The sequence below is a fragment of the Mucilaginibacter sp. Mucisp86 genome, assembly GCF_047324315.1.
GTDB lineage: Bacteria > Bacteroidota > Bacteroidia > Sphingobacteriales > Sphingobacteriaceae > Mucilaginibacter.
In genome coordinates this window covers 1,724,091-1,748,524 of sequence record NZ_CP168503.1, presented here as the reverse complement: position 1 = coordinate 1,748,524, position 24,434 = coordinate 1,724,091, and the positions used below count along the sequence as shown (strand labels likewise).

General features: G+C 43.4%; 20 protein-coding genes. 12 read left to right on the top strand and 8 right to left on the bottom strand.

The features are described from left to right. Positions 1–116 precede the first annotated feature (116 nt). Positions 117–2,012: a molecular chaperone DnaK gene (gene dnaK, locus ACEN9X_RS07055; RefSeq protein WP_413669718.1), complete on the top strand. Its 1,896-nt coding sequence runs from the start codon at positions 117–119 to the stop codon at positions 2,010–2,012. A gap of 353 nt (positions 2,013–2,365) precedes the next feature. Here the strand turns inward: dnaK and tnpA are convergent, their stop codons facing one another. Next, complete coding sequence (gene tnpA / locus ACEN9X_RS07050; RefSeq protein ID WP_413669717.1) at positions 2,366–2,827, bottom strand: IS200/IS605 family transposase; 462 nt, start codon at positions 2,825–2,827, stop codon at positions 2,366–2,368. 61 nt (positions 2,828–2,888) lie between these two features. Further along, on the bottom strand, positions 2,889–5,153 hold the full coding sequence (locus tag ACEN9X_RS07045) for a glycoside hydrolase family 31 protein (protein ID WP_413669716.1): 2,265 nt from the start codon (positions 5,151–5,153) through the stop codon (positions 2,889–2,891). Positions 5,154–5,837: 684 nt separating this feature from the next. On the opposite strand from ACEN9X_RS07045, the gene ACEN9X_RS07040 reads away from it, so the two are divergent. Then, positions 5,838–6,224, top strand: a complete 387-nt coding sequence (locus ACEN9X_RS07040) for a hypothetical protein (RefSeq protein WP_413669715.1) — start codon at positions 5,838–5,840, stop codon at positions 6,222–6,224. A gap of 78 nt (positions 6,225–6,302) precedes the next feature. Here ACEN9X_RS07040 and ACEN9X_RS07035 read toward each other — a convergent pair whose 3' ends face one another. Continuing rightward, complete coding sequence (locus ACEN9X_RS07035) at positions 6,303–7,205, bottom strand: nucleotidyltransferase family protein (protein WP_413669714.1); 903 nt, start codon at positions 7,203–7,205, stop codon at positions 6,303–6,305. A 94-nt stretch (positions 7,206–7,299) separates the two neighbouring features. Then, entirely contained in the window at positions 7,300–8,415 is a 1,116-nt protein-coding gene (locus ACEN9X_RS07030) for a M42 family metallopeptidase (RefSeq protein WP_413669713.1), read from the bottom strand. A 311-nt stretch (positions 8,416–8,726) separates the two neighbouring features. Between ACEN9X_RS07030 and ACEN9X_RS07025 the strand changes: the two genes are divergently transcribed. Together ACEN9X_RS07025 and ACEN9X_RS07020 are read left to right on the top strand one after the other, a co-directional pair. Next, positions 8,727–9,623 (top strand): DUF6340 family protein, encoded by an 897-nt coding sequence (locus tag ACEN9X_RS07025; RefSeq protein WP_413669712.1) that lies wholly within the window; start codon positions 8,727–8,729, stop codon positions 9,621–9,623. Between the two features lie 37 nt (positions 9,624–9,660). Next, on the top strand, positions 9,661–10,566 hold the full coding sequence (locus ACEN9X_RS07020) for a DUF6340 family protein (protein ID WP_413669711.1): 906 nt from the start codon (positions 9,661–9,663) through the stop codon (positions 10,564–10,566). Here the strand turns inward: ACEN9X_RS07020 and ACEN9X_RS07015 are convergent. Beyond that, on the bottom strand, positions 10,541–10,975 hold the full coding sequence (locus ACEN9X_RS07015) for a GNAT family N-acetyltransferase (RefSeq protein WP_413669710.1): 435 nt from the start codon (positions 10,973–10,975) through the stop codon (positions 10,541–10,543). The two genes, ACEN9X_RS07020 and ACEN9X_RS07015, sit on opposite strands and share 26 nt — an antisense overlap. 245 nt (positions 10,976–11,220) lie before the next feature. Continuing rightward, positions 11,221–12,717, bottom strand: coding sequence for an acyl-CoA carboxylase subunit beta (locus tag ACEN9X_RS07010; RefSeq protein ID WP_413671120.1), 1,497 nt, complete (start codon positions 12,715–12,717; stop codon positions 11,221–11,223). Between the two features lie 151 nt (positions 12,718–12,868). Between ACEN9X_RS07010 and ACEN9X_RS07005 the strand changes: the two genes are divergently transcribed. The 5 genes from ACEN9X_RS07005 (at position 12,869) to can (ACEN9X_RS06985) (ending at position 17,333) form a co-directional block, all read left to right on the top strand. Further along, positions 12,869–13,201, top strand: coding sequence for a hypothetical protein (locus ACEN9X_RS07005; protein WP_091216044.1), 333 nt, complete (start codon positions 12,869–12,871; stop codon positions 13,199–13,201). Between the two features lie 82 nt (positions 13,202–13,283). Further along, a complete protein-coding gene (locus tag ACEN9X_RS07000; protein ID WP_413669709.1) occupies positions 13,284–14,888 on the top strand; it encodes a SulP family inorganic anion transporter in 1,605 nt (534 codons plus the stop codon). Between the two features lie 14 nt (positions 14,889–14,902). Beyond that, a complete protein-coding gene (can, locus tag ACEN9X_RS06995; protein ID WP_413669708.1) occupies positions 14,903–15,622 on the top strand; it encodes a carbonate dehydratase in 720 nt (239 codons plus the stop codon). Positions 15,623–15,906: 284 nt separating this feature from the next. Next, a complete protein-coding gene (locus tag ACEN9X_RS06990) occupies positions 15,907–16,656 on the top strand; it encodes a YoaK family protein (protein ID WP_413669707.1) in 750 nt (249 codons plus the stop codon). 20 nt (positions 16,657–16,676) lie between these two features. Further along, positions 16,677–17,333, top strand: a complete 657-nt coding sequence (can, locus tag ACEN9X_RS06985) for a carbonate dehydratase (RefSeq protein WP_413669706.1) — start codon at positions 16,677–16,679, stop codon at positions 17,331–17,333. A gap of 115 nt (positions 17,334–17,448) precedes the next feature. Here the strand turns inward: can (ACEN9X_RS06985) and pruA are convergent, their stop codons facing one another. After that, the gene (gene pruA, locus ACEN9X_RS06980) at positions 17,449–19,086 is read right to left on the bottom strand and encodes an L-glutamate gamma-semialdehyde dehydrogenase (RefSeq protein ID WP_413669705.1); all 1,638 of its coding nucleotides are present in this window, start codon (positions 19,084–19,086) and stop codon (positions 17,449–17,451) included. A gap of 156 nt (positions 19,087–19,242) precedes the next feature. On the opposite strand from pruA, the gene ACEN9X_RS06975 reads away from it, so the two are divergent. From ACEN9X_RS06975 to ACEN9X_RS06965, 3 genes are all read left to right on the top strand, one after another. Next, complete coding sequence (locus ACEN9X_RS06975) at positions 19,243–20,175, top strand: hypothetical protein (protein WP_413669704.1); 933 nt, start codon at positions 19,243–19,245, stop codon at positions 20,173–20,175. 7 nt (positions 20,176–20,182) lie between these two features. Then, positions 20,183–20,566 carry a DUF1801 domain-containing protein gene (locus ACEN9X_RS06970; RefSeq protein ID WP_413669703.1) on the top strand — a complete coding sequence of 128 codons (384 nt, stop codon included), beginning with the start codon at positions 20,183–20,185 and terminating at the stop codon, positions 20,564–20,566. A gap of 117 nt (positions 20,567–20,683) precedes the next feature. Next, a complete protein-coding gene (locus ACEN9X_RS06965) occupies positions 20,684–21,031 on the top strand; it encodes an MmcQ/YjbR family DNA-binding protein (protein WP_413669702.1) in 348 nt (115 codons plus the stop codon). Positions 21,032–21,281: 250 nt separating this feature from the next. Here the strand turns inward: ACEN9X_RS06965 and leuS are convergent, their stop codons facing one another. Further along, positions 21,282–24,086: a leucine--tRNA ligase gene (leuS, locus tag ACEN9X_RS06960; protein ID WP_413669701.1), complete on the bottom strand. Its 2,805-nt coding sequence runs from the start codon at positions 24,084–24,086 to the stop codon at positions 21,282–21,284. Between the last annotated feature and the right edge of the window lie 348 nt (positions 24,087–24,434).

Below are 24,434 nucleotides of genomic sequence, written 5' to 3'. Positions count from 1 at the left end.
CTTGTTCACGAACTGACAATTAAAGGCAATTTTTACTGCCATTGGCATATTGGCACAGGCATTGATAAATAGCAGTGGTAAGTAAACAATAAATCAAAAAGAAAAAACAATCATATATGTCTAAAATAATTGGAATCGACTTAGGAACAACTAACTCCTGCGTTGCTGTAATGGAAGGTAACGAGCCTGTAGTTATAGCTAACAGCGAGGGTAAACGTACTACGCCGTCTGTAGTAGCTTTTATTGATAATGGCGAACGTAAAGTTGGTGACCCTGCAAAACGTCAGGCTATCACAAACCCTACAAAAACCATTTCGTCAATTAAACGCTTTATGGGTAACCAGTTTAGTGAAGTTACAAGTGAAGCGGCTCGTGTACCTTATAAAGTAGTTAAAGGTGACAACAACACTCCACGTGTTGAAATTGGCGACCGTAAATATACCCCGCAAGAAATTTCTGCAATGATCCTTCAGAAAATGAAGAAAACTGCTGAAGATTTCTTAGGTACCGAAGTAACCGAAGCGGTTATTACCGTTCCTGCTTACTTTAACGATGCTCAGCGTCAGGCTACCAAAGAAGCCGGTGAAATTGCAGGTTTAAAAGTTCGCCGTATCATTAACGAGCCTACTGCTGCTGCTTTGGCTTATGGTTTTGATAAAGCACACAAGGATATGAAAATTGCTGTGTTTGACTGCGGTGGTGGTACGCATGACGTATCTATCCTGGAGTTAGGCGACGGTGTTTTCGAAGTAAAATCAACTGATGGTGATACCCACTTAGGTGGTGACGACTTTGACCAGGTAATTATTGACTGGTTGGCAGAAGAATTTAAAAGCGACGAAGGTATCGACCTGCGTAAAGACCCAATGGCTTTACAACGCTTAAAAGAATCGGCTGAAAAAGCTAAAATTGAGTTATCAAGCTCAGCTCAAACTGAAATTAACCTGCCATACATCACTGCAGTTGATGGCATGCCTAAGCACTTAGTTAAAACTTTAACCCGTGCTAAATTTGAGCAACTGGCTGATAACCTGATTAAACGTACTATCGAGCCTTGTAAATCAGCTTTGAAAAATGCAGGTTTAAGCACTTCTGATATTGACGAGGTGATCCTTGTAGGTGGTTCAACCCGTATCCCTGCTATCCAGGAAGCTGTACAAAAATTCTTTGGTAAAGCTCCTTCAAAAGGTGTTAACCCTGACGAAGTTGTTGCTATCGGTGCTGCTATCCAGGGTGGTGTATTAACAGGTGAGGTTAAGGATGTATTGTTACTTGACGTTACCCCACTTTCATTAGGTATCGAAACTATGGGTGGTGTAATGACTAAATTGATCGAGTCAAACACTACTATTCCTACTAAAAAATCTGAAACTTTCTCAACCGCCAGCGACAGCCAGCCATCAGTTGAGATCCACATATTACAAGGTGAGCGCCCAATGGCTGCAGGTAACCGTACTATAGGTCGTTTCCACCTGGATGGTATTCCACCAGCACCTCGTGGCGTACCTCAAATTGAAGTTACTTTCGATATTGATGCTAACGGTATCCTGCATGTATCTGCTAAAGATAAAGCTACAGGTAAAGAGCAAAAAATCCGTATCGAAGCTTCTTCAGGTTTAACTGATGCCGAGATCAAAAAGATGAAGGACGAAGCTGAAGCAAATGCTGACGCTGACAAAAAGGCAAAAGAAGAAGTTGAAAAACTGAACGCTGCCGATGCCTTGATCTTCTCGACAGAAAAACAATTGAAAGAGTACGGTGATAAGATCCCTGCTGATAAAAAAGCACCTATCGAAGCTGGTTTAGCTAAATTAAAAGAAGCTTATTCAGCTAAAAACTTTGACGCTATCGAAGCTGCACAAACCGAGCTTAACACTGCCTGGACTGCTGCATCTGAAGATATGTACAAAGCTTCTGCCGAAGGTGCTCAAGGTGCACCAGCTGGTGATGCCGGAGCTCCGCAAGACAACTCTGACACTGTTACAGATGTTGATTTTGAAGAAGTGAAATAATCAATTTTGTTTCGATAATATAAAGCCCGGTTTGGTTAATTCCAGACCGGGCTTTTTTGTTGGATGGGGTGGGGAGTTTGATCTGCATACAGAAGTAGGAGGCGCCTACGGAGCCTTGTTATATCTTTCCAATAGTGCTATAAACATGGTACTCCTACGGAGTTTTAAAAAAGTAGATAAACTGTAAATACATAAGAGGATTATCTCAGAAACTGTAAACTTTTTTAGGGCGGGACAAACTATTGAAATAGAACTCCGTAGGAGTACCATGTTTATAGCCAAAATGATAGGTTGCTTTTGGCTCCATAGGTGCCTCCTGCTACGCCATACAAATCATGCGATCGGGGCAATCATTACTCAATAAAATCGAACAAATACTTTTCTTCAAACGGAATTTCAAACTTTTCTAATAGCTCTAAATATTCTTGTTTGAATGTGCGTTTCTGATGATGGATTTCTTGATTTTGAATATATTTTATCACAGAGTCGATATGTGATTGTGAATACGAAAAAACGCCATACCCTTCCTGCCATTTAAATTTTCCTTTTACCCAGCCTTTGCTGTTGATAAATTCATTACTCTCTACTTTAATTTCTTTTGCAAAATCCGAAATTAAAAGATTTGGCTTAAAACCAACAAAAATGTGGATATGATCAGGCATGCAATTAACAGCCAGTAATTTTATTCCCCGATTTTGAATTAGAGCCGTAATGTATTTATGCAATTCTTCTTTATTGTTTTTTGATATGAGACTATACCTGTCTTTAACCGCGAAAACAAATTGAAGATAGATCTGTGAAAAGGTATTGGCCATTATTGAGATACTTAATCGAATGTAATTAGTATCATAAAAATTTCAAAATGACCAATTGAAATTAATAGTTCACTCCAATCTCACCACTCTTATTCTCAATAGCCTCCTCCTTTAGCCCAAGGTCCCCAAACCCATGCAAAACAAATTTTAACTGCGCAAACCTCGATTTAAAAGAGCCCTCTACCGCTGATAAGCTGATGCTTTTATTTACCGGATCAAAACGGATAACACGTTTATAATAAACACCCTGCTCATAATCGTACGATATGCCATCATCTTCATAATAAACAAAACTATTAGCCTCGCTACCGTTCCAAATATGGATCTGTAATGTCCCATCGCCTTCTTCATTGGTGCTTTGCACAATACTTTGCATGGGGATAATACTGCCGGCTTTTACAAACACCGGCAGATCTGTTAATGGCGCCGGCACGTTGACAATCTGTTCACCCTCATAAAGCTCATCGCTGCTTAACCGGTACCAAGAACCTTTGGGTAGGTAAACATTTTCCATAAGTTTTGTGCTCTCTACCGGGATAACCAGCATGGCATCGCCAAACATAAATTCATTCTGAAAACGTTCATCAAAAGCATTCTCGTCAAAGCTGTGCTCAATGGCCAGTGTGCGACTTACGGGTAAACCGGTTTGGGTTGATTGATAAAAGCTGCTGTACAGGTAGGGCAGGAGTTTATACCGCTGCTCGATATCTTTTTTGATGATTTGCTCATTATCTTTGCCCCATTCCCAGGGCTCACGCATTTTGCTGCCCTGTATGGCATGATTACGGAACATTGGGGTATAGGTACCCAATGAATTCCAGCGCACCATCAGCTCGGGCGTAGGATTGCCGCTGAAGCCGCCGATATCAACGCCAACGAAACTCATGCCTGTAATGCCCAGGCTGTTTACTAACCGCTGGCCTAATAGCATATGGGCATCGGTACCGGTATTATCCCCTGTCCACACAGCCGAATAGCGTTGTGTGCCCGAATATGCGGCACGGGTAAGTACAAAAGGTCGTTTATTGCCCAGGATCTTTCTTGTACCATCATAAGTGGCACGGGTCATTTGCATCCCGTAAGCATTACGAACCTCGGGCATAAACTTATCGCCAAATTTTACTATCCAGGGGATATTTTGACCCCAGGCGGCAGGTTCATTCATATCGTTCCAAAAGCCTTCGACGCCGGGTTCGGTAAGGGCAGTAAAGGCTGCGCCCCACCACTCTCGAACATCTTCCCTGAAAAAATCGGGAAAGTGGCAACGCCCGGGCCATACATAGCCTGTGTAATGTTCTCCATCGGGATATTTGGCAAAATAATCCCCTTCAATACCTTCATCATATTCTTTGTAACCTTCTTCCACTTTAATTCCCGGATCAACAATGGTGACCAGTCTGAAGTCCATAGCTTTCAGCTTATTCAGCATTTGCTTGGGGTTAGGGAAAGCTTTTTTATTCCAGGTGAAGATTTTGAAATCGTCCATGTAGTCGATATCGCAATATATCACATCGGCAGGGATTTGTTTTTTGCGAAAGGTTTGGGCGATGTTTAGTATTTCATCGGCACTCATATAGCTCCAGCGGCATTGCTGGTAACCAAGGCTCCAAAGCGGCGGCATTTCCATCCTGCCGGTAAGCCATGTATAATCTTCAATAATTTTGGCAACGCCCTGCGCTCCGAAGAAATAGTAATTCAGATCGCCGCCATCGGCACCGAACCAGCTTGTTTCTTCGTCTGTAGATGCGCCGAAGTCGAAATAGCTTTTATGGGTATTGTCGAGAAACAAGCCGTAGGTTAACCCGCTGTGCAGGCCTATAAAAAATGGAAAGGTTTTATATAGCGGATCAGATTCGGGTGTATGGTTAGTCGCATCGGTATTCCAGTTTACATAGGCTGCACCGCGCCTGTCAAGGTTACCGGTTTTTTCTCCGAGACCAATAAATCTCTCTCCCTCAAACAATCGGCGATAACATGTCACCCTTTCACCCTGCCAGTTGGTGCCGAAGCGGGCGTCATCTTCGCTTAGTGAGATACCATCTGCAGTAAAAAAGTTGAACCGTAGTGGCGATTTCTGAATACTGAGGCTTAAGGCGGATGTAGTAATATCAATATTGGCCGATGATTCATCAAAATCAAAATCGGCCAGCGGCTGCCTGATCACCGCGAAGGAGGGATCATCCGGGTTAAAGTTTTTACTGATGTTTATCCTGATAATTGTTGGGCTGTAGATATAAACTCTTGCTTCTGCCCCGGCGGCTTTGATTATTAAAATACCATCCTGCTGTTTAAAGCCTTGCACGTTGCCTGTTATTTCTAAATTCATGCCTGTGGTGTATCCGGATAAAGAGAGTACTTAAAGGCAACGTTGTTTGGTTTGGTTGGTTTTGTTAAATGTGGATTTTGAAAACGTTGCACGGATTTTTTATCGACTCGCGCTCGTTACAAACCACAGGTGTTGGGAAGAACAAAAAGTTCGGGATTGTGCGATTCCCCTGGGAGGGTGTAGGGAGGGGTTTCGACGGCAGGCTTATCTACTTTAATGATGCATAAACCCCTCCCTGCAACTACACAGCCCTGCCGCACCCCCTCGACTCGCGCTCGTTTGTAACGAGTGCGTAACCTGGGTTTGCGTTTATAACGCAAAGGCGATGCAATCGCTACACGATATTAAGCGCTCGTTACAAACGAGCGCAAGATTAAAGGGGCGGTATTAAAAGGCTGTTGATTCTTTAAACATAACTTTCAAAACGTTGCACGAAATTTTCTATTCCACCCTCAAAAACGACAAACCCGCTTTCCCGCCCGATCAACGCCCTGTAATTTTCGACCAACTTGTAAAATATTGATAATTAGTATGTTTTAAGCGTTTGCAGAGTGCTTTTTGGCATTGGTCTATATTTATAAAGCGCTGGTATAACACTTTTTAGCAGTTAAAATTAATGTTGTTCATTTGATCATTGAAAATAACAAACACAAAATATTTAACAATACTTAAAAGCTCAAAATCATGAAAACTTCAATAAAATTATCAGCATTATTCTTCTTATTAAGCGCAGGCGTTTTTGCAACTACAGCCGCTAAAGCAGCCGATGTAACCCCTAAAGCAAAAGAAGTAGTATACTTCCGCGCACTTGATCACGACCGCGGTGTTAAATTAACTATCGCAAAATCAGATAAAGGCCGCGCGTTTGTACGCGTTTACAGTAAACAAAATGAACTTTTGTTGAAAGATGTTATCTCAACTAAAACAGATGTTGAAAGAGGTTATGTTTTAACTAATCTTGAAGATGGCGACTACATCATGGAAGTTAAAACTAACAACCAGGTGGTTAAGAAAACCCTGCACGTTTATGAAGACGGCGACCAAAAAACATTCTTTATTTACCAGGACTAATTTTTAATTAAGCATATATAAAAAAGCTCCCGTTCGGTTATACCGGCGGGAGCTTTGCTTTTTAAACTCGTTAGCTATTTAGTCCCAAAGTTTTTCAGGATATACACCGTTAGCCACAAGTTCTGATATACTTTTTTGAACGATAGGCTTATCTTCTTTATAAGTAACACCAAACCATTTTGAGCCGGTTGGGATCACTTTAAATGCAGCAGTACCGTCTTTTATCAATTTATCGGCAGCAAGCGGAATAAAGAATTCGGCTTTAGGGTTATTTTCGTTGGCAGCAACAAAGTCAACAAACATTTGCTCGCTTTGTTTAAAGATGGCTGGTGTAAAGCCCCAGAAGTTCATTGATACACGGGTATCGTTAGGAAGTGCATATTCGCCGGTTGCATCTTTGTATGCTACGCTGCCATCTTCTTTAAAATAAACTTCAGTACGTTCGTTAATTTCAACCATGTTGCCATTGTCATCAACTTTACATACACCGCGTGATACCGAACCGTAATCAGATAAGGTGCGGTCAATCTGGTAACCGATTAATGAATACAGATCATCTTTAACTTCGGTAGTTAAAAATTTAGCCATTTTTTCAAATGCGTCATAACCATAATAATCATCTGCATTGATTACGCAGAAAGGCTCCTTTACCTGGTTGCGTGCGGCAAGTACGGCATGGGCTGTTCCCCATGGTTTAGCGCGTTCAATTTCTTTGTCGATACCAAATTGCTTAAGGTCATAGCTCTGGAAAACATAATCTGTTTCAACACGACCAGCCAGTTTAGGCTCAAAAATAGACTTAAAGCTGTCAACAAATTCTTCGCGGATGATAAATGTAACTTTACCAAAGCCGGCTTTTATAGCGTCGTAGATCGAATAATCAATAATTGTTTCACCGTTGGGACCAAAGCCGTCAACTTGTTTCATGCTACCATAGCGGCTGGCCATTCCTGCGGCCAGTATCAGTAAGGTTGGTTTCATAGATAGAATTTGGGGATTTTAATATTGGGATTGCGTTTAATTTTATGAGGAAATGAATTTTTGCCTTAATTGTTTTTATAGGGCGCAAATTTAATTATTTAATGTATCGGAAATCCTGACCAGCTTGTATGTTTAAAAGTGACTCGTATATCAAACGGATCACGTTGTCAACATCCTCTTTGTGGATCATCTCAACAGTGGTGTGCATATAACGCAACGGCAATGAAATTAATGCCGATGGTACGCCATCATTTGAATAAGCAAAAGCATCTGTATCGGTACCGGTTGAACGTGATGATGCCTGGCGCTGGAACGGGATCCCTGCCTTTTGAGCACTTTCAATAAGCAGCTTATTCAGGTTATTTTGAACTGCAGGAGCGTACGATACAACCGGACCTTTACCGCAAGCCAGATCGCCCTGGGTAATTTTGTTGATCATTGGCGTTTGCGTATCATGTGTTACGTCGGTAACAATAGCCACGTTGGGTTTTATTTTATGGGCTATCATTTCGGCACCGCGTAAACCTATCTCTTCCTGCACTGCATTTACTATATACAAACCGAAAGGTAACTTTACATTGTTTTCTTTAAGTAAACGGGCTACCTCGGCAATCATGAAGCCGCCGGCACGGTTATCAAGTGCGCGGCCAACATAATAACGGTCGTTAAGCACCATAAATTCATCCTCATAAGTAATCACACAACCTACGTGGATGCCCAGCTTTTCAACTTCTTCTTTTGAGGTGCAGCCGCAATCTAAAAAGATATTTTTAAGGGTTGGGGCTTCTTCCTTATCGCCGCCCAAACGCGTGTGGATGGCCGGCCATCCGAAAACAGCCTTAACAACGCCATTATCTGTGTGGATATCAACACGTTTTGAAGGCGCTATTTGATGATCTGAACCGCCGTTGCGGATAACATATATTAAACCATCGTTGGTGATATAATTCACAAACCATGAAATTTCATCGGCATGGGCTTCGATAACTACTTTGTAATCAGCCTTTGGATTGATGATGCCAACTGCGGTGCCATAGTTATCAACGTAATGGGTGTCAATATAAGGCTTCAGATATTCCAGCCAAAGCTCCTGGCCTTTCCATTCAAAACCGGTAGGTGAGGGGTTATTGATGTATTTTTCAAAAAACGCGAGTGAAGTTTCGTTTACAACGGATGTATGCTGTGGGGCGTCAGATTTCTTTTTAGCCATATTTACATTAAACCTAATTAAATAATGCTGCAAATTTCAACAGCTTAATTGGTAGCTAAAATAACAATTTCATATTAATTAAAGTGTTTTTTTATTAAAATGTTCGATAATGGCTGTTAATAAATTAGATTTTAACAATCTGATATTATATTCTTAATTGAGTTAACAAAATTTGCCGTACCGTTAAACGTTGTTGCAAATATTTAGTCACAATAAAGGCCTTTGTTTGTTTTGATACAAAAATGACCGGCTATTTCATAATGCTTTCATGCTTATGTTATACCTTTCCGCGATATTTAATTTTTACTGAAGTGAAACTATTAAGGCTTACTTGTATCTTATTTGCCGCATGTTTTTTAGCAGCATGCAGCGTTCCTCAATATGTAAACGTACCGGTTGATTATGCTCCAAAACTGAACTTTAGCCGGGCCAGAACAACTATAGTGGTGATTAACCACTACATGCCCGATTCAACCCGTAACCGGGGCAAACGCGTATTGGCCACATTTAAAGCAGCCGCATATACCGCCATCAACAATGCCGCAATCCAATTGCATGCACTACCCGGAGTAAAAGTAGTACAACTGGTTGATTCGGTAAATTTTACGGCTAATACCGATTCGGTTAAGTTTTTGGCTAAAAAATATAAAGCTGCATATGTGCTTGCTTTCGAAGATTTTAAGGGTGAAACCAAGTGGAAGCAGGACAACTATAATGGTGTGCCATCCGTTTATCGTGCAACAGTGATCAATACCAGTTTTACCCTTTACGAAGCAAATGGTATTTATTCGAAAAAATTAAATGGCGAAGCCGAAGTCTACGATACTAATCCCTATGCCAGTGCATCGAGCCTGCTTGCCCATGGCGGGCCGCTGTTTGATGCCATGCGCAACTCGGCATTGGATGCCCTGAAGGATTACCTGCCATACACCGATTACCATGACAGGCCCCTGTATGCTAATGGCGATCAGCTAAGCAGCTCGGTTGAACTGATCAAAGCCGGAAAGTTTGATCAGGCATTCAAGGTGCTGAATCCACTTATTGACGGCCCTGATTTAAAGCTTGCCAGTCGCGCAGCCTACAACCTGGCCGTAGTATACGAAGCTCAGGGCGATATTGACGCCGCACTTGATGTGGCTAAAATATCAAACCAAAAACAACCTAATGATTTTGCCAAAGCCATTATTGTTGATTTGATGAAAGAATAAAAGCCACTAAACCTAAACCAACCTTATTACAAATACCTTGAAAACTTTAATTATTATTTGCGTGCTTGCTGCCCTGGGTTTGGCATCCTGCAGTATCGATTATGTCATTACCGTCCCCGTTAATTACGGTCCTAAAGTGGAATTAGGGCACGATACAACCCAGGTAGTAGTGGTAAACAGGTTCACTGTTGATTCGGCAGTGAATAAAAATAAGCGTAAACGTGCCGTACTAAAAAGTGGTGCCTATAGTGCTATTTCCATGGCTGCCAAGCAGTTTAATATGCTGCCCCGCATTAAGGCCACTACGCTTACCGACTCCGTTAATATGGTTGCAGATACTACTCCGGTAAAGAAGCTTGCCGAAAAGTATGGCGCCAATTACGTTTTAACGCTTGATTCGCTTGGGGCCGATATCCCTATGGAGCTTGTTGATACTATGGAGGTATACACCACAGTAGTTAATGTAAAGTTTACCTTGTACGAAAGCAACGGCAACTATTTTAAGATCCTTAGAGGGAATGCGAAGGATTTCCACTCGGAAAGCCGTTATTACGGCATATTAGCTGCCTTACTTGTGCATCCGACTGTAAAAGGCAATGGTGCGGCCATCAGCCAATCGGCAGGAAATGCGGCTATTGATGCCATAAAGGATTACCTGCCTTCAACCTTAACTAATCAGCGGCAATTATATGCTGATAATGATAGCATGAAGGCTGCCATAAACCACATGATTGCGAAGCGGTATAACGAGGCTTTTAAAATCCTGAACCCGCTCATTGACGGGCCCGACCTGAAGCTGGCAAGCCATGCCGCCTACAACCTGGCTGTATTATATGAAGCGCAGGGCGATATTGAAGAGGCTCTCAAAACGGCGAAATTATCAAACGAAAAGCAACCAAACTTTCGGGCAAACGCTATTATTCCTGAGTTGGAGAAGGAATAAGTTCTTTCTCGAGGATCTCATAATCGAACCCATTTTTTGAAAAGAAATTGCCGGTATGGTTAAAACCTGCTTTAATGTAAAAGTTTATGGCTGATAGCCGGGCATTACACCACAGGCGTGTACCGCCATTGGTAATAACAAAATCGGTAATATGTTGCAGTACCGTACGACCTATCCCCATGTTTTGCATGGTTTCATCAACGGCAAATTTTCGAAACTGCCAGTCGTTATCCTTGTTAAAAAGGGATATTACAGCTATGATATTGTTATCATTAAATGCAGCAAAATGATACCCGTGGTTATCCTCCTCCATCTCCATTTCATATAACTTGCTTTCGGGATATAGTATACGTTGCCTTAAACGCCCGGTAAGTTCGGGACGGATTTGTTCGATAGAGATGTTTGTCATTTCGGAGTTCGGATGTTCGATTTCGGATTTTCGAAAATCGAAAGCTCAAAAGTAAACAATCTGATTTCGGATTTGAGATTTTCGATTTCGAATTTTGGAAAATAGAAAATTATAAAACGCTATCGTAGATGGCACAAGTAATCCCAACACCGGCGACCGATCAATACTTGCGCCGGAAAAGGCAATTATAAATCTCTACAATGAAAAGGAAAATAAATCCGAAATCGAACATCCGAAATCCCAAATCACAACGGAATATTCCCGTGCTTTTTCCTGGGGTTATTTACTACTTTATTCTCAAGCATTTTAAATGCTGCTATGAGCTTAATGCGGGTTTCGGCAGGTTCAATAACTTCGTCGATGAAACCCCGTTCGGCAGCGCGGTAGGGGTTGGCAAAGGTATCTGAATACAACTGTTCCATCTCCAGCCATTTGGCCTCATGATCTTCGGCCTTGCTGATCTCGCGTTTAAAAATGATTTCGGCGGCACCTTTGGCACCCATCACCGCAATTTCGGCCGATGGCCAGGCAAAGTTCATGTCGGCCCCGATGTGTTTAGAGTTCATTACATCATAAGCACCGCCATAGGCCTTGCGGGTAATTACTGTAACCCGCGGAACGGTAGCCTCGCAAAAAGCATACAGCAGTTTGGCGCCGTTGGTAATAATGGCATTCCATTCCTGGTCGGTACCGGGCAAAAAGCCGGGAACATCCTCAAATACCAGCAGCGGGATATTGAAACAATCGCAAAACCGGACAAAGCGTGCTGCCTTGGTTGATGAATGGATATCAAGCACGCCAGCTAAAAAGGCAGGCTGATTGGCTACTATGCCAATGCTGCGGCCTGCCAGGCGTGCAAAGCCAACCACAATATTTTCGGCAAAATCTTTATGTACCTCTAAAAATGAAGCTTTATCAATGATATGATCAATAACCTCACGGATATCATAAGGTTGCGACGCTATAGAGGGCAGGATGGTGTTTAATTCGGGCCTGAGCTCGTCGCCAATTTCATACGGAACGGCAGGGGCCTTATCTTCACAATTCTGAGGCATGTAGCTTAACAGGCTTTTGATATGCTGAATGGCCGCAATTTCATTGGCACAGGCAAAATGTGTAACGCCCGATTTACTGGCGTGAGTGTTGGCGCCCCCAAGCTCCTCGGAAGTAACTACTTCATGTGTAACCGTTTTTACAACATTAGGTCCGGTAACAAACATGTACGAGGTGTGCTCAACCATCAAAATAAAATCGGTAATGGCCGGCGAATAAACAGCGCCGCCTGCACATGGGCCCATAATGGCCGAGATCTGGGGGATAACGCCCGAGGCCATAGTATTACGATAAAAAATATCGGCATAGCCGCCAAGGGATACTACGCCTTCCTGAATCCGTGCACCGCCCGAATCATTAAGGCCGATAAGGGGAGCTCCGTTTTTAAGGGCGAGGTCCATGATCTTGCAGATCTTCTCGGCATGGGTTTCGGATAGCGAGCCGCCGAAAACCGTAAAATCCTGTGAAAATACGTAGGTGAGCCGCCCGTTTATGGTACCGTAACCTGTAACAACACCGTCGCCGGGATATTTTTCTTTTTCCATGCCAAAGTCAATGGAGCGGTGGGTAACCAGCATCCCAATCTCCTGGAACGAGCCTTCATCCAATAAAAAATGCAAACGCTCACGGGCCGTTAATTTTCCTTTTTTATGCTGACTTTCAATACGTACCGGGCCTCCGCCCTGCATGGCTTCATGACGTTTTAGCCTTAACAGATCAAGCTTTTTATCCACAATTCAGGTTGTTAGTAATTGCTTAAAAATAGTAATTATATTGTAAGAATAGCTTTTAGTCACTTATTCTGATAGTTTGATAACGGATTTTTATATATTTGTGTTGATGAAGATCAGGAATAATAAAATATGGGTAGTGGCGCTGTTCATGACCGTCTTTGCAATAAAGATGGGCATTTCGCTTGCACCCCTGTTTTCATATCTTGATAATAAAACGGTAAGTGCGGTAATCCTTCAGCTGGAGCAGGAAAGCAAAACTGAAAAGGAAAGCCCCGAAAAAGACCTCATGAAGGAGAAAAAGACCTTCGATGAGTATGATCTGCACACCATCAGCTTCATTACCTTCATTACCGAAAGCAAGGTTCTCCATAACCAGGAAAATGCTTTATACAAACAGGTATACCATCCTGTGGTACCCACACCGCCGCCCAACGTTTAAAATGAATTTAACCGGATACTTCCCTATCCGGATAGCAATGCTTTTTAATTCATTTTAACAATCTTACTCAATTTTCATTCTTATGCAAATCAAGCAAGGTGAGTCTGCTATGGGCAATCTCAACCTGAAAAAATATTTTTTGTCCAAAAACTTAAAAAGGGACATTCCTTCAAGTATCGTTGTATTCCTGGTGGCTTTGCCGCTGTGTTTAGGTATAGCGCTGGCATCGGGCGCGCCGCTTTTTGCAGGCGTATTAACAGGCATTATCGGCGGTATAGTTGTGGGTACACTTAGTGGCTCACAATTAAGCGTAGCCGGCCCTGCTGCCGGTTTAACAGTTATTGTACTTAATGGTATTACATCACTTGGCGCTTACGAAACCTTTTTAATGGCCCTCGTATTAGCCGGTGTTTTCCAGATCATACTGGGGGTAATTAAAGCCGGTACTATAGCCAACTACTTCCCCTCATCGGTTATTGAGGGGATGCTGGCGGCAATTGGCATCATTTTAATCATGAAGCAATTTCCGCACGCGGTTGGCTATGATGCCGATTTTGAAGGCGATGAAGGTTTTAAGCAGATTGACGAACACAATACTTTTTCGGGCATAACGCGGGCTTTTGCCCGCATAAACTATGGTGCAGTGATCATAAGTATAGTCTCCCTGGCTTTTATGATCTACTGGCCAAAGTTTAAAAAGCTGGCCATTGTACCGGCACCATTGCTGGTAGTTTTGGCCGGCATCGGGCTTAGTCTCGCGTTTTCAGGTACCGGGCTTGCCTTGCTTGATAAGCAGTTTGTACGCATACCACTGGTGAACAGCAGCGCCGAATTTTTTGCGCTGTTTAAATCGCCGGATTTTAGCCAGATAGGCAACAAGCAGGTTTGGATAACTGCCGCCACTATTGCCATTGTGGCCAGTCTGGAAACCCTGCTGAGCCTTGAAGCTGTAGATAAAATAGATCCTATCAAACGCATATCGCCAACTAACCGCGAACTACTTGCTCAAGGTGCGGGCAATATAGTAAGCGGTATGCTTGGCGGCTTACCCATGACTGCGGTTATCGTGCGTTCATCGGCAAACGTAAATGCCGGTGCACGTACCAAAATGAGCGCTATCATACATGGTATATTCTTATTGGTTGCATTATTGGCGATACCGTCCTTGATTAACCATATCCCGCTGTCGTGTTTGGCAGCGATCCTGCTGATGACTGGGTATAAACTGGCTCGTATAAGCCTTTTCAAGCACATGTGGCACCAGGGCTTGAGCCAGTTTATCCCTTTCGTGGTTACCATTGTAGCCGTTGTAATGACCGATTTGCTTATCGGTGTAGGCATAGGTATGCTGGTAGGGATCTTTTATATTTTGCGTACTAACCTGCGTAACCCTTATTTCTATCATCTGGAAAAAAACGGCGGCAAAAAAGTTATCAGGATCAAGCTTGCCGAGGAAGTATCCTTCCTGAACAAGGCTGCCATACAAGTAACGCTTACCAGCTTACCGCAGGGGGCCGAAGTAGTGATCGATGGATCGGGCTCAAGATATATCGATCCGGATGTACTGGAGATCATCCATAATTACAAGCACAATGCCTATACCAAGGGCATTATTGTGCAACTGGAAGATGTGAAGGAGAAGTATGATGTACCTCCTTTGAAAGAAATGGTTTATAACCCCAACTAAAAAATCGAAAAACAATGTCAACACAAGAAAAAACAAACGGCAAAGCCGTAATAGATACCAACAACCTTAAACTTGCACAATCAAGCAGCTATAATACTTTAATTAAAAACAACGCCGCCTGGGTTGAGCGTAAACTGGCCGAGGATGGCGATTATTTCAAGAACCTGGCCAAAGGCCAGAGCCCGGAAGTGCTGTGGATAGGCTGCTCTGACAGCCGCGTACCTGCCAACGAAGTAACCGGCACCAAACCCGGTGAAGTGTTTGTACACCGCAACATAGCTAACGTATGCGTTCACTCAGACATGAACATGCTGAGCGTGCTCGACTATGCTGTGAACGTACTTAAAGTAAAACACGTTATTGTTGCCGGTCACTATGGTTGCGGCGGTGTTGCCGCTGCCATGAGCAACAAACAGTTTGGTTTAATTGATAACTGGCTGCGCCACATTAAAGATGTGTACCGCTTGCACAGCCACGAACTGGACCGCATTACCGATGAAACTACGAAAATTAACCGCCTGGTTGAATTGAACGTAACTGAGCAGGTTTATAACCTGTGCAAAACCACCATCATTCAAAACGCGTGGAAAGATCGTCATGACCTTGAAGTGCATGGTTGGGTAATTGATTTAGGCAGCGGTTTGGTAAAAGACTTGAAAGTTACCAGCAGCAGTCCGCATAATTTAGGTTATGTATATGAGTTTGCAGGCGCTGAAGAAGTAGCTGCACACTAAAGTATAATTTGATCAGTGCTTCCGACGCTGTAAGGGGCGAAGGGAGGTTTGATTGTTAAGTTGATCCCGGTTCATGAAAATGACCGGGATTTTTTGTATCAGCCAGCCCCTCCCAAACCCTCCCCGGAAGGGAGGGCTTAAAAAAGTCTCCCTTTCCGGGGGAGATTTAGAGGGGGCTTATTCCCAATCTGTTTAAGATATTATCTGCCGCATCAAACAAGTATGCATCCAAGTGGTTAAGTTTTCTGTAAATTTAACCGAGCGCCACGTGCCGCGAAATATCTATGCTTAAAGCTGTAAAAGAACAACGTACCCTTAAAGAAAACCTGATGCTGGCCTCGTCGACTGCATTTGTGGCTGGGGTTACTAACGTGGCCGGGATGCTGGCATTTCTGGCTTTCACATCTAACATTACCGGGCATGTGGCTAATTTGGCCAAGCATATTGTGGAGCAGAACTATCGCCAGATGATCATCTTCCTGGTTTGGCTGATGATGTTCTTTGCCGGAGCTTTTGTATCCAGTTTTATAGTACGTTCATTTGAGGAAAAGAGCCGGTGGCGGGCAAACTCTACCCCCATGATAATAGAAGCTATTATTTTGTTGGCTGTTGCTGTTTATGGGCACAACTTTTACCAGGAAACTCAACTGGAGCGTGAAATTGTGATCAGCGCTATTTTGTTTTCGATGGGCTTGCAGAACAGCCTGGTATCCAATATCTCGGGCGGATTGATCAAATCAAGCCACTTAACAGGCTTATTTACCGATCTGGGCAGTGAAGTAGCCGAATGGTTCCATCCCCGTACTAAAAATACAGAAGCAGCAGGCAATAAAATATTGATCAGGTGTACTGTACTTGGTTTTTATCTATTTGGCGGACTGGCCGGCGGGTATTTTTTTAACTTGTATGAGTTTGCCATTTTTTACTTCATTCCACTCATTTTGCTCACCATAATGTATTATGACGTTTCGCCGCTTGCTTTGCATAAACTAAGCCGTATGTTTGCACCGGGCAAACGCCAAACCGCATCTTAAAACATCAATCTTAAAAAATTATGAGTTCTCAAATTCATGACACCAGTCACATCACCTACGAAGGCTTACTGGAAGGAAACAAAAAGTTTATTGAAGGCGCTTTAGCCGAAGACCCTGAGTATTTTGATAAGCTGGCTAACGGTCAAAAGCCACCGGTATTATGGATTGGCTGCGCCGATAGTCGCGTGCCTGCCAACCAGATCACCAATACCGCTCCGGGCGAGATCTTTGTACACCGCAACATTGCCAACATGGTTATCCACTCGGATATGAACATGCTGAGCGTGCTTGACTACGCCGTGAACGTGCTGAAGGTAAAACACGTAATTGTTACTGGTCACTACGGTTGTGGTGGTGTTAATGCCGCTATGGGTAACAACCAGTTCGGCCTGATCGATAACTGGTTGCGCCACATCAAAGACGTTTACCGTTTACACGCTGATGAGCTTGACGCCATTACCGATGAAACAGAACGCAGCAATCGTCTGGTTGAACTGAACGTGATAGAGAACGTAAACAATCTTTGCAAAACATCTATAGTACAAAACGCCTGGAAGAATGGGCAGGAACTTTCAGTACATGGCTGGGTTTACAGCCTGAGCACCGGCCTTATCAACGATATGAAGGTAAGCACATCCAGCAATGAGAATATGGATGCTGTGTTTAAGTTTAAATAAAGAAGAGTTAATGGTTGATGGTTCATAGATCATGGCCTCAACCGCGTTAAATAAAAATGGTTCATGGTACATTGCTTTTAAGCTATGAACCATAAACCATTATCTATGATCTCAACTACACTTCCTTAGCCAAAAACGGATACCTGTAATCCTTAGGTGGATCAAAGGTTTCTTTGATGGTACGAGGTGATACCCAACGTAACAGGTTGATCATTGATCCGGCTTTATCGTTAGTGCCTGATCCTCTTGCGCCGCCAAACGGCTGCTGACCAACTACTGCGCCTGTAGGTTTATCATTGATATAGAAGTTACCTGCCGCGTTGCGTAAACGGGTAGTAGCTTTTTCAATAGCATACCTGTCCTGAGAAATAATAGAGCCTGTAAGCGCGTAGATGGAAGTTTTATCTACAATATCAAGGATCTCATCAAATTTATCGTCTTCGTAAACATAAACCGTAAGTACCGGGCCAAAAAGCTCCTCGCACATGGTTACGTAGTATGGATCTTCAACTTTCAGTACGGTTGGCTCAATGAACCAGCCCTGGGATTTATCATAACCACCACCGGCAACAATTTCAACTCCTTCGTCGGCTTTGGCAGCATCGATGTATTTTGCCAGTTTATCAAACGATACTTCGGTGATCACTGCGTTCACAAAATTCTCAAAATCTTCTACCGGACCGATTTTAAACGAGGTAATATCACGCTGCATGTTTGCTTTTACCGCAGGCCATAATGAAGCCGGGATATAAGCTCTTGAAGCAGCCGAACATTTTTGTCCCTGGTATTCAAATGCGCCGCGAACAAGTGCTGTACTTACAACTTCGGCATCGGCGCTTGGGTGGGCAAGCACAAAGTCTTTACCACCGGTTTCGCCTACAATGCGCGGATAGGTTTTGTATTTGTGGATATTGGTGCCGATAGTTTGCCAGATGTTCTGGAATACTTTGGTTGAACCTGTGAAGTGGATCCCTGCAAAATCAGGGTGGTTAAAGATCACCTCGCCTGCAACAGGGCCATCAACATAAATCAGGTTGATAACACCATCTGGTACACCTGCTTCTTTGAAGATCTTCATGATCACGTTAGCGGCATAGATCTGCGGGTAAGCAGGTTTCCAAACCACAACGTTGCCCATCATGGCTGCTGATGCGGGCAGGTTACCGGCAATAGCAGTAAAGTTGAACGGAGTAAGTGCAAACACAAAACCCTCCAACGGGCGTTGCTCCACACGGTTCCAAACGCCTTTGCCTGATACAGGTGGCTGTTGTTTGTAGATCTCGGTCATGTACTCTACGTTGAAACGCAGAAAATCGACCAACTCACAAGCCGAATCGATCTCAGCCTGGTAAGCATTTTTTGACTGGCCAAGCATGGTGGCTGCGTTGATCTCGGCGCGGTATGGGCCGGCAACAAGTTCGGCGGCTTTCAGGAATATGGCGGCACGTTGTTCCCAGGCCAGGTTTTCCCAGTCGGCTTTGGCTGCAAGGGCAGCATTAATAGCGGCGGTAACATGGCTCGCATCACCTTCGCTGAAGGTAGCCAGTAAATGTTTATGATCATGCGGCGGACGAATTTCCAACTTGGTGTTGGTACGTACTTCTTTGCCGCCAATGTACATAGGTATGTCGATTTGTTGGGCACGACCGGCTTCAAGAGCCGCCTTAAGCGCCACACGCTCCAAACTCCGCGGACCGTAATTTAAAACGGGCTCATTCACCGGTGCCGGAACATTAAAAAATCCTTTAAGCATAGATGGGTAATTTATGTTGCCGCAAAGATAAGGATTTTGAGGGGGAAGGTTGGGTAGGGGAATGTCAAAATAATGGTGGGGTAAACCCGTGGTTGTAGTTAATTTATTTGTGGATGAAAAAAAGTTCGGCATCTTTAACATAAAATCCTAAACGCTATGTTTTCCTTTTTTAAACGTCCAAAAGATAATATTGTAATTCCCAAATGGGCTTCGTTTTTTAATGATGCTGAATACCGGGATTTTATTAAGGCGATTGATAAGTTCTTTTACAAGAAGAACATCAGTTACAAAATAGAAGACGATGCGTCGGTAAAAGTAGGGCCTAATGATTTTGGATTAAATATATTAGGTTTAACAAACGTTGCACAATCATGCAAGCAAGACGAGAGGCAAAACTACTATGAATTAATTTCCGGCCATTTTGATGCACTGATAAGGACTTATCAGTTCGATAAGGATTTTAACGCGTTCGTTGACGATTACGAAGCAATAGAGAAATATCTTGCCACCCGCCTTTATTCTTTAGACTATCTGAAATATGGAGGTGAAGAAAATAAGATTTATAGCATGATTGCAGGCGAAATAGCTAAGGTATTAGTATTTGATTTGCCGGATGCAATTCAAACAATAACACCTGAGCAAGCGGGAAAATGGAATAAAACCTACGATGAACTGTTTGAAAAAGGAATTGAAAATGTAAGGGAGAAATATCCATGCAGTATATCGAAGGAAAAAATAGGCGAAACGGATGTCTTACTTGCACAGGGCGATCATTTTTTTGCACCAAATATTGTATTTGATCTTGACGAACAACATCTTGTTGGTAGTTGGGGAGCGATTATCGGTGTACCTCACAGGCATGCCGCAATTATATATCCGCTCGAAACATTAGCGGTTATCAATGCTGTTACTTCGATTATCCCCGTAGTTGATAATATGAGTAAACAGGGGCCTGGCGGGGTCAGCAATAATCTGATCTGGTATAAAGATGGTGTTTTTGAAGAACTGCGGTATAAAATAGAGAACAATAAAATCGAGATCTATCCATCGGAAAAGTTTTTGGAAGTGTTGAACAATATGGCTGAATGATAAGGTTATGCAACTCACCCCAATAGATACCTTCTACCTCACCAGGGAGGAGCCCAATAAAAGCTGCTTCCTTGCTCTGCGAGATATCATCCTTGCACAAGACCCTGATATCACCGCCGAGTGGAAATACAACATGCCTTTCTTTTACTATAAGGGCAAAATGTTTTGCTATCTGTGGGTACACACCAAAAAGCAATGGCCGTTTTTAGGGATGGTTGAAGGGAAACACCTGCACCACCCTGATCTCACTTATGAAGACCGCGCCCGCATCAAGATCATGGTGTTTAACCCGATGGAGGACCTGCCGGTTGATACCATCCGTTTTATCCTAAAACAGGCTCTTGACCTATATAAATCTGGTTTGATCAAGTTGCCCAAAAAGAAGCGATAATTTTTCTATGTAGAGAGGCATAATTGCGTCTCCGACTATGCAAGACCGTAAACAGTTCATTACTTTGCATGCGGGAGACGCAATTATGCGTCTCTACGGTATTTATAGAAGATAACCATGACCATCGAAACCCTTCAATCCATTTGCCACAAGCTACCCGGCGTAACCGAGGATATTAAACTGGGAGAGCACCTGTGCTTTAATGTTGGCGGTAAATCATTCCTGTTTACCTACCCGGAAGGTGTGCCGCCTTCGGCCTCGTTCAAAGTACCTGCCGAGGATTTTGAGGAGATCATCTCCAAAGAAGGCCTGGAACCACAGCCTTACATTGCCCGGTACAAATGGGTGCTGGCGCGTGATATCAGCAGTTTAAGTGAAAAGGAATGGGAGCATTATATTAGGCAATCGTACAGGCTTATTGCTGATAAACTGCCGGGGAAGGTTAAAAAGGAGTTGGGTTTGTAATTACCAAATAAACTCTTTGTCATTTCGATTGAGCAGGGATGGGCATGTGCGTCGGGGCGAAAGAGAAATCTTGTACGCCATGCAAATCCGGTAAGCATGGTGGTTTACCCTGATGTATAAGATTTCTCACTCGTTCCTCGTTTCGAAATGACATTTTTATTTTAGGTAAAAAAAAGCCCTGAGTTTTGCGTCGCAAAACTCAGGGCTAAATGCTATTCAAAAGTACCCACTTCAAGGGGGTGGAAGGCGACTAAACCACCATGTTAACAATGCGGCCTTTAACCACAATCAGTTTTTTAGGGGTTTTGCCATCCAGGTATCTTTGCACATCGGCGTTAGCTAAAACGGCTGCTTCTATTTCTTTAACATCAAGGCTTAACGAGATGCTCAGGTTCATTTTCATTTTACCGTTGATAGAGATCGGGTAAGCAAACTCATCTTCAACCAGGTATTCTGCGTTAAATTTAGGGAATGGCGCGTATGATAAAGTACCATCAACATTGCCTAACAGCGACCATAGCTCCTCGCAAATGTGCGGTGCGTATGATGACAGGATGATCACCATGTCCTGTAATATAGCGCGGTTATTGCATTTCAGATCTGTTAACTCATTCACAGCAATCATGAAGCTTGAAACCGAGGTGTTGAACGAGAAACGCTCGATATCTTCCTCAACCTTTTTAATGATCTTATGCAGTGATTTCAGCTCGGCTTTTGACGGCGCAGTATCACTTACACCAAACTCCCAGGCGTCATTATGGAATAATCTCCAAAATTTACGTAGGAATTTAAACACACCCTCGATCCCATTGGTGTTCCATGGCTTGCTCTGCTCCAGCGGCCCCAGGAACATTTCGTACATGCGCAGGGTATCGGCACCAAAACGGCTGATAATGTCATCCGGGTTCACTACGTTGAACTTAGATTTCGACATTTTTTCGACCTCAACACCACAAATGTATTTGCCGGCTTCAAGAATAAATTCGGCTTCGGCAAATTCTGGTCGCCATTGTTTGAATTTTTCGATGTTCAAAACTTCGTTCTCCACAATGTTAACATCTACGTGTATTGGAGATGTTTTGTATTGCTTAATCAAACCATGCGACACTAACGTGTTCGTACCACGGCCTTCCTCATCAATCAACCTGTAAACAAAATTGCTCCGGCCCTGGATCATGCCCTGGTTAATCAGCTTTTTGAAAGGCTCTTCTTCAACAACCAAATCAAGATCTTTCAAAAACTTATTCCAGAAACGGCTGTACAACAGGTGACCGGTAGCATGCTCGCTGCCGCCAATGTAAAGGTCAACATCTTTCCAATATTCAATAGCCTCGCGCGATGCAAATTCTTTATCGTTTTGGGCGTCCATATAGCGGTACCAGTACCAGCTTGAACCTGCCCAGCCCGGCATGGTGCTTAGCTCATAAGCTAAACCGCCCTCGTATTTCCAATCCTCGGCACGACCTAATGGCGGTTCGCCGGTTTCGGTTGGGAGGTATTTATCAATCTCGGGCAATAGTAACGGCAGATGACTTTCATCAATTAAATATGGCAAACCATCTTTAAAGTAAACCGGCACCGGCTCGCCCCAGTAACGCTGACGGCCAAAAATGGCATCGCGCATCCTGAAGTTAACTTTTGCTTTGCCCGCATTAATCTCTTCCAGTTTGGCAACCACAGTAGCAGTCGCTTCCTTATACGGCAGGCCGTTGATAAAGTCAGAATTGACGTAGGTGCCTTCTTTGGTTGGATCGGCCTCGGTTTCTATGTTTTGAATATCGAGGATCTGCACTATCGGCAAATTAAAATGTTTTGCAAACAGGAAATCGCGCTGATCGCCCGATGGTACGGCCATAACCGCTCCGGTTCCGTAACCCGCCAATACATAATCAGCAATCCAGATTGGTATCTGCTGGCCGTTCAGCGGGTTAAGTACGTAGCTGCCTGTAAATGCGCCAGATACGGTTTTGGCATCAGCCATCCTGTCCAGTTCCGATTTCTTTTTGGTTTGAGCGATGTAAGCCTCGATATCGGCCTTTTGCTCGGCTGTGGTTAATGAAGCTACCAGTTCATGCTCAGGGGCAATTACCAGGAAAGTAACACCGAAAATGGTATCAACCCTTGTTGTAAATACTTCGATGAAATCGGTATCCAGAGCGGCGTTATGACCTGATTTATCTATCGGGAATTTAACGCTTGCACCAGTACTTTTACCAATCCAGTTCCTTTGCATTTCTTTCAAAGGTTCCGGCCAGTCAATAGTGTCAAGGCCTTGCAACAACCTTTCGGCATAGGCAGTGATGCGCATGCTCCACTGGGTCATTTTCTTTTGTTCAACAGGGTAACCGCCGCGCTCGCTGAAGCCGTCTTTTACCTCGTCATTTGCCAATACGGTACCAAGGGCCGCGCACCAGTTTACGGTGCTTTCGCGCAGGTAGGTAAGGCGGTATTTTAACAGTTCGTCCTGCTGTTGCTGGTTGCTTAACGCTTTCCATTCATCGGCAGTAAAACTTAAAATTTCATCATCACAAACAGCATTGATGCCTGCAGAGCCTTTAGTTTCAAAATGTGCAACCAGTTTATCAATTGACTGGGCTTTGTCGGCATCTTTATTATACCAGCTGTTAAACAGCTGCATGAAGATCCACTGGGTCCATTTATAATAATCAGGCGAGCTGGTACGTACCTCGCGGCTCCAATCGAACGAAAAACCTATCTGATCAAGCTGGCGACGGTAGGTTGCGATATTATCTTCGGTGGTTATAGCAGGGTGCTGACCGGTTTGAATGGCGTATTGCTCGGCCGGTAAGCCAAAGCTATCATAACCCATAGGGTGCAACACGTTAAAGCCTTTTAAACGTTTGTAGCGTGCAAAAATATCTGAAGCGATATAGCCCAGCGGGTGCCCAACATGCAGACCTGCTCCGGATGGGTAAGGGAACATATCCAGCACATAATACTTGGGTTTGCTGCTTTTATCTTCGGCTTTGAAGGTTTGGTTTTGTGCCCAAAACTGCTGCCATTTTTGCTCTATCTCTTTAAATTGGTAGTCCATTTTATGTTTTACGCGTATGAGGTTGCGAAATTAAGCATTTCCCTATTAGTTTAGTAGTTATTAATGGATTAGTTGGCGGAAAAGTGTGTAATATAGCCCAGGTTTAAGTTGCTTTCCTGAGAGCATAGCCGCAGGCAATAGGGCAAAAGATTTTAAAAATCCCCGCTTTTCGTTCCTTAAATTGACGGCTTTGCTCCCAAGAAGGAGAATCGCATAATCTAAGTTTTGTCAATACCCGTCACTATAGCAGAGTCAATAGGAGCTTTCAACCCTGGCTAACCTTTTGCAGTGCTGGCCCGTACAAATGGAGAGAACATAGATTATAACCCTTCTACCCTTAAATATTTT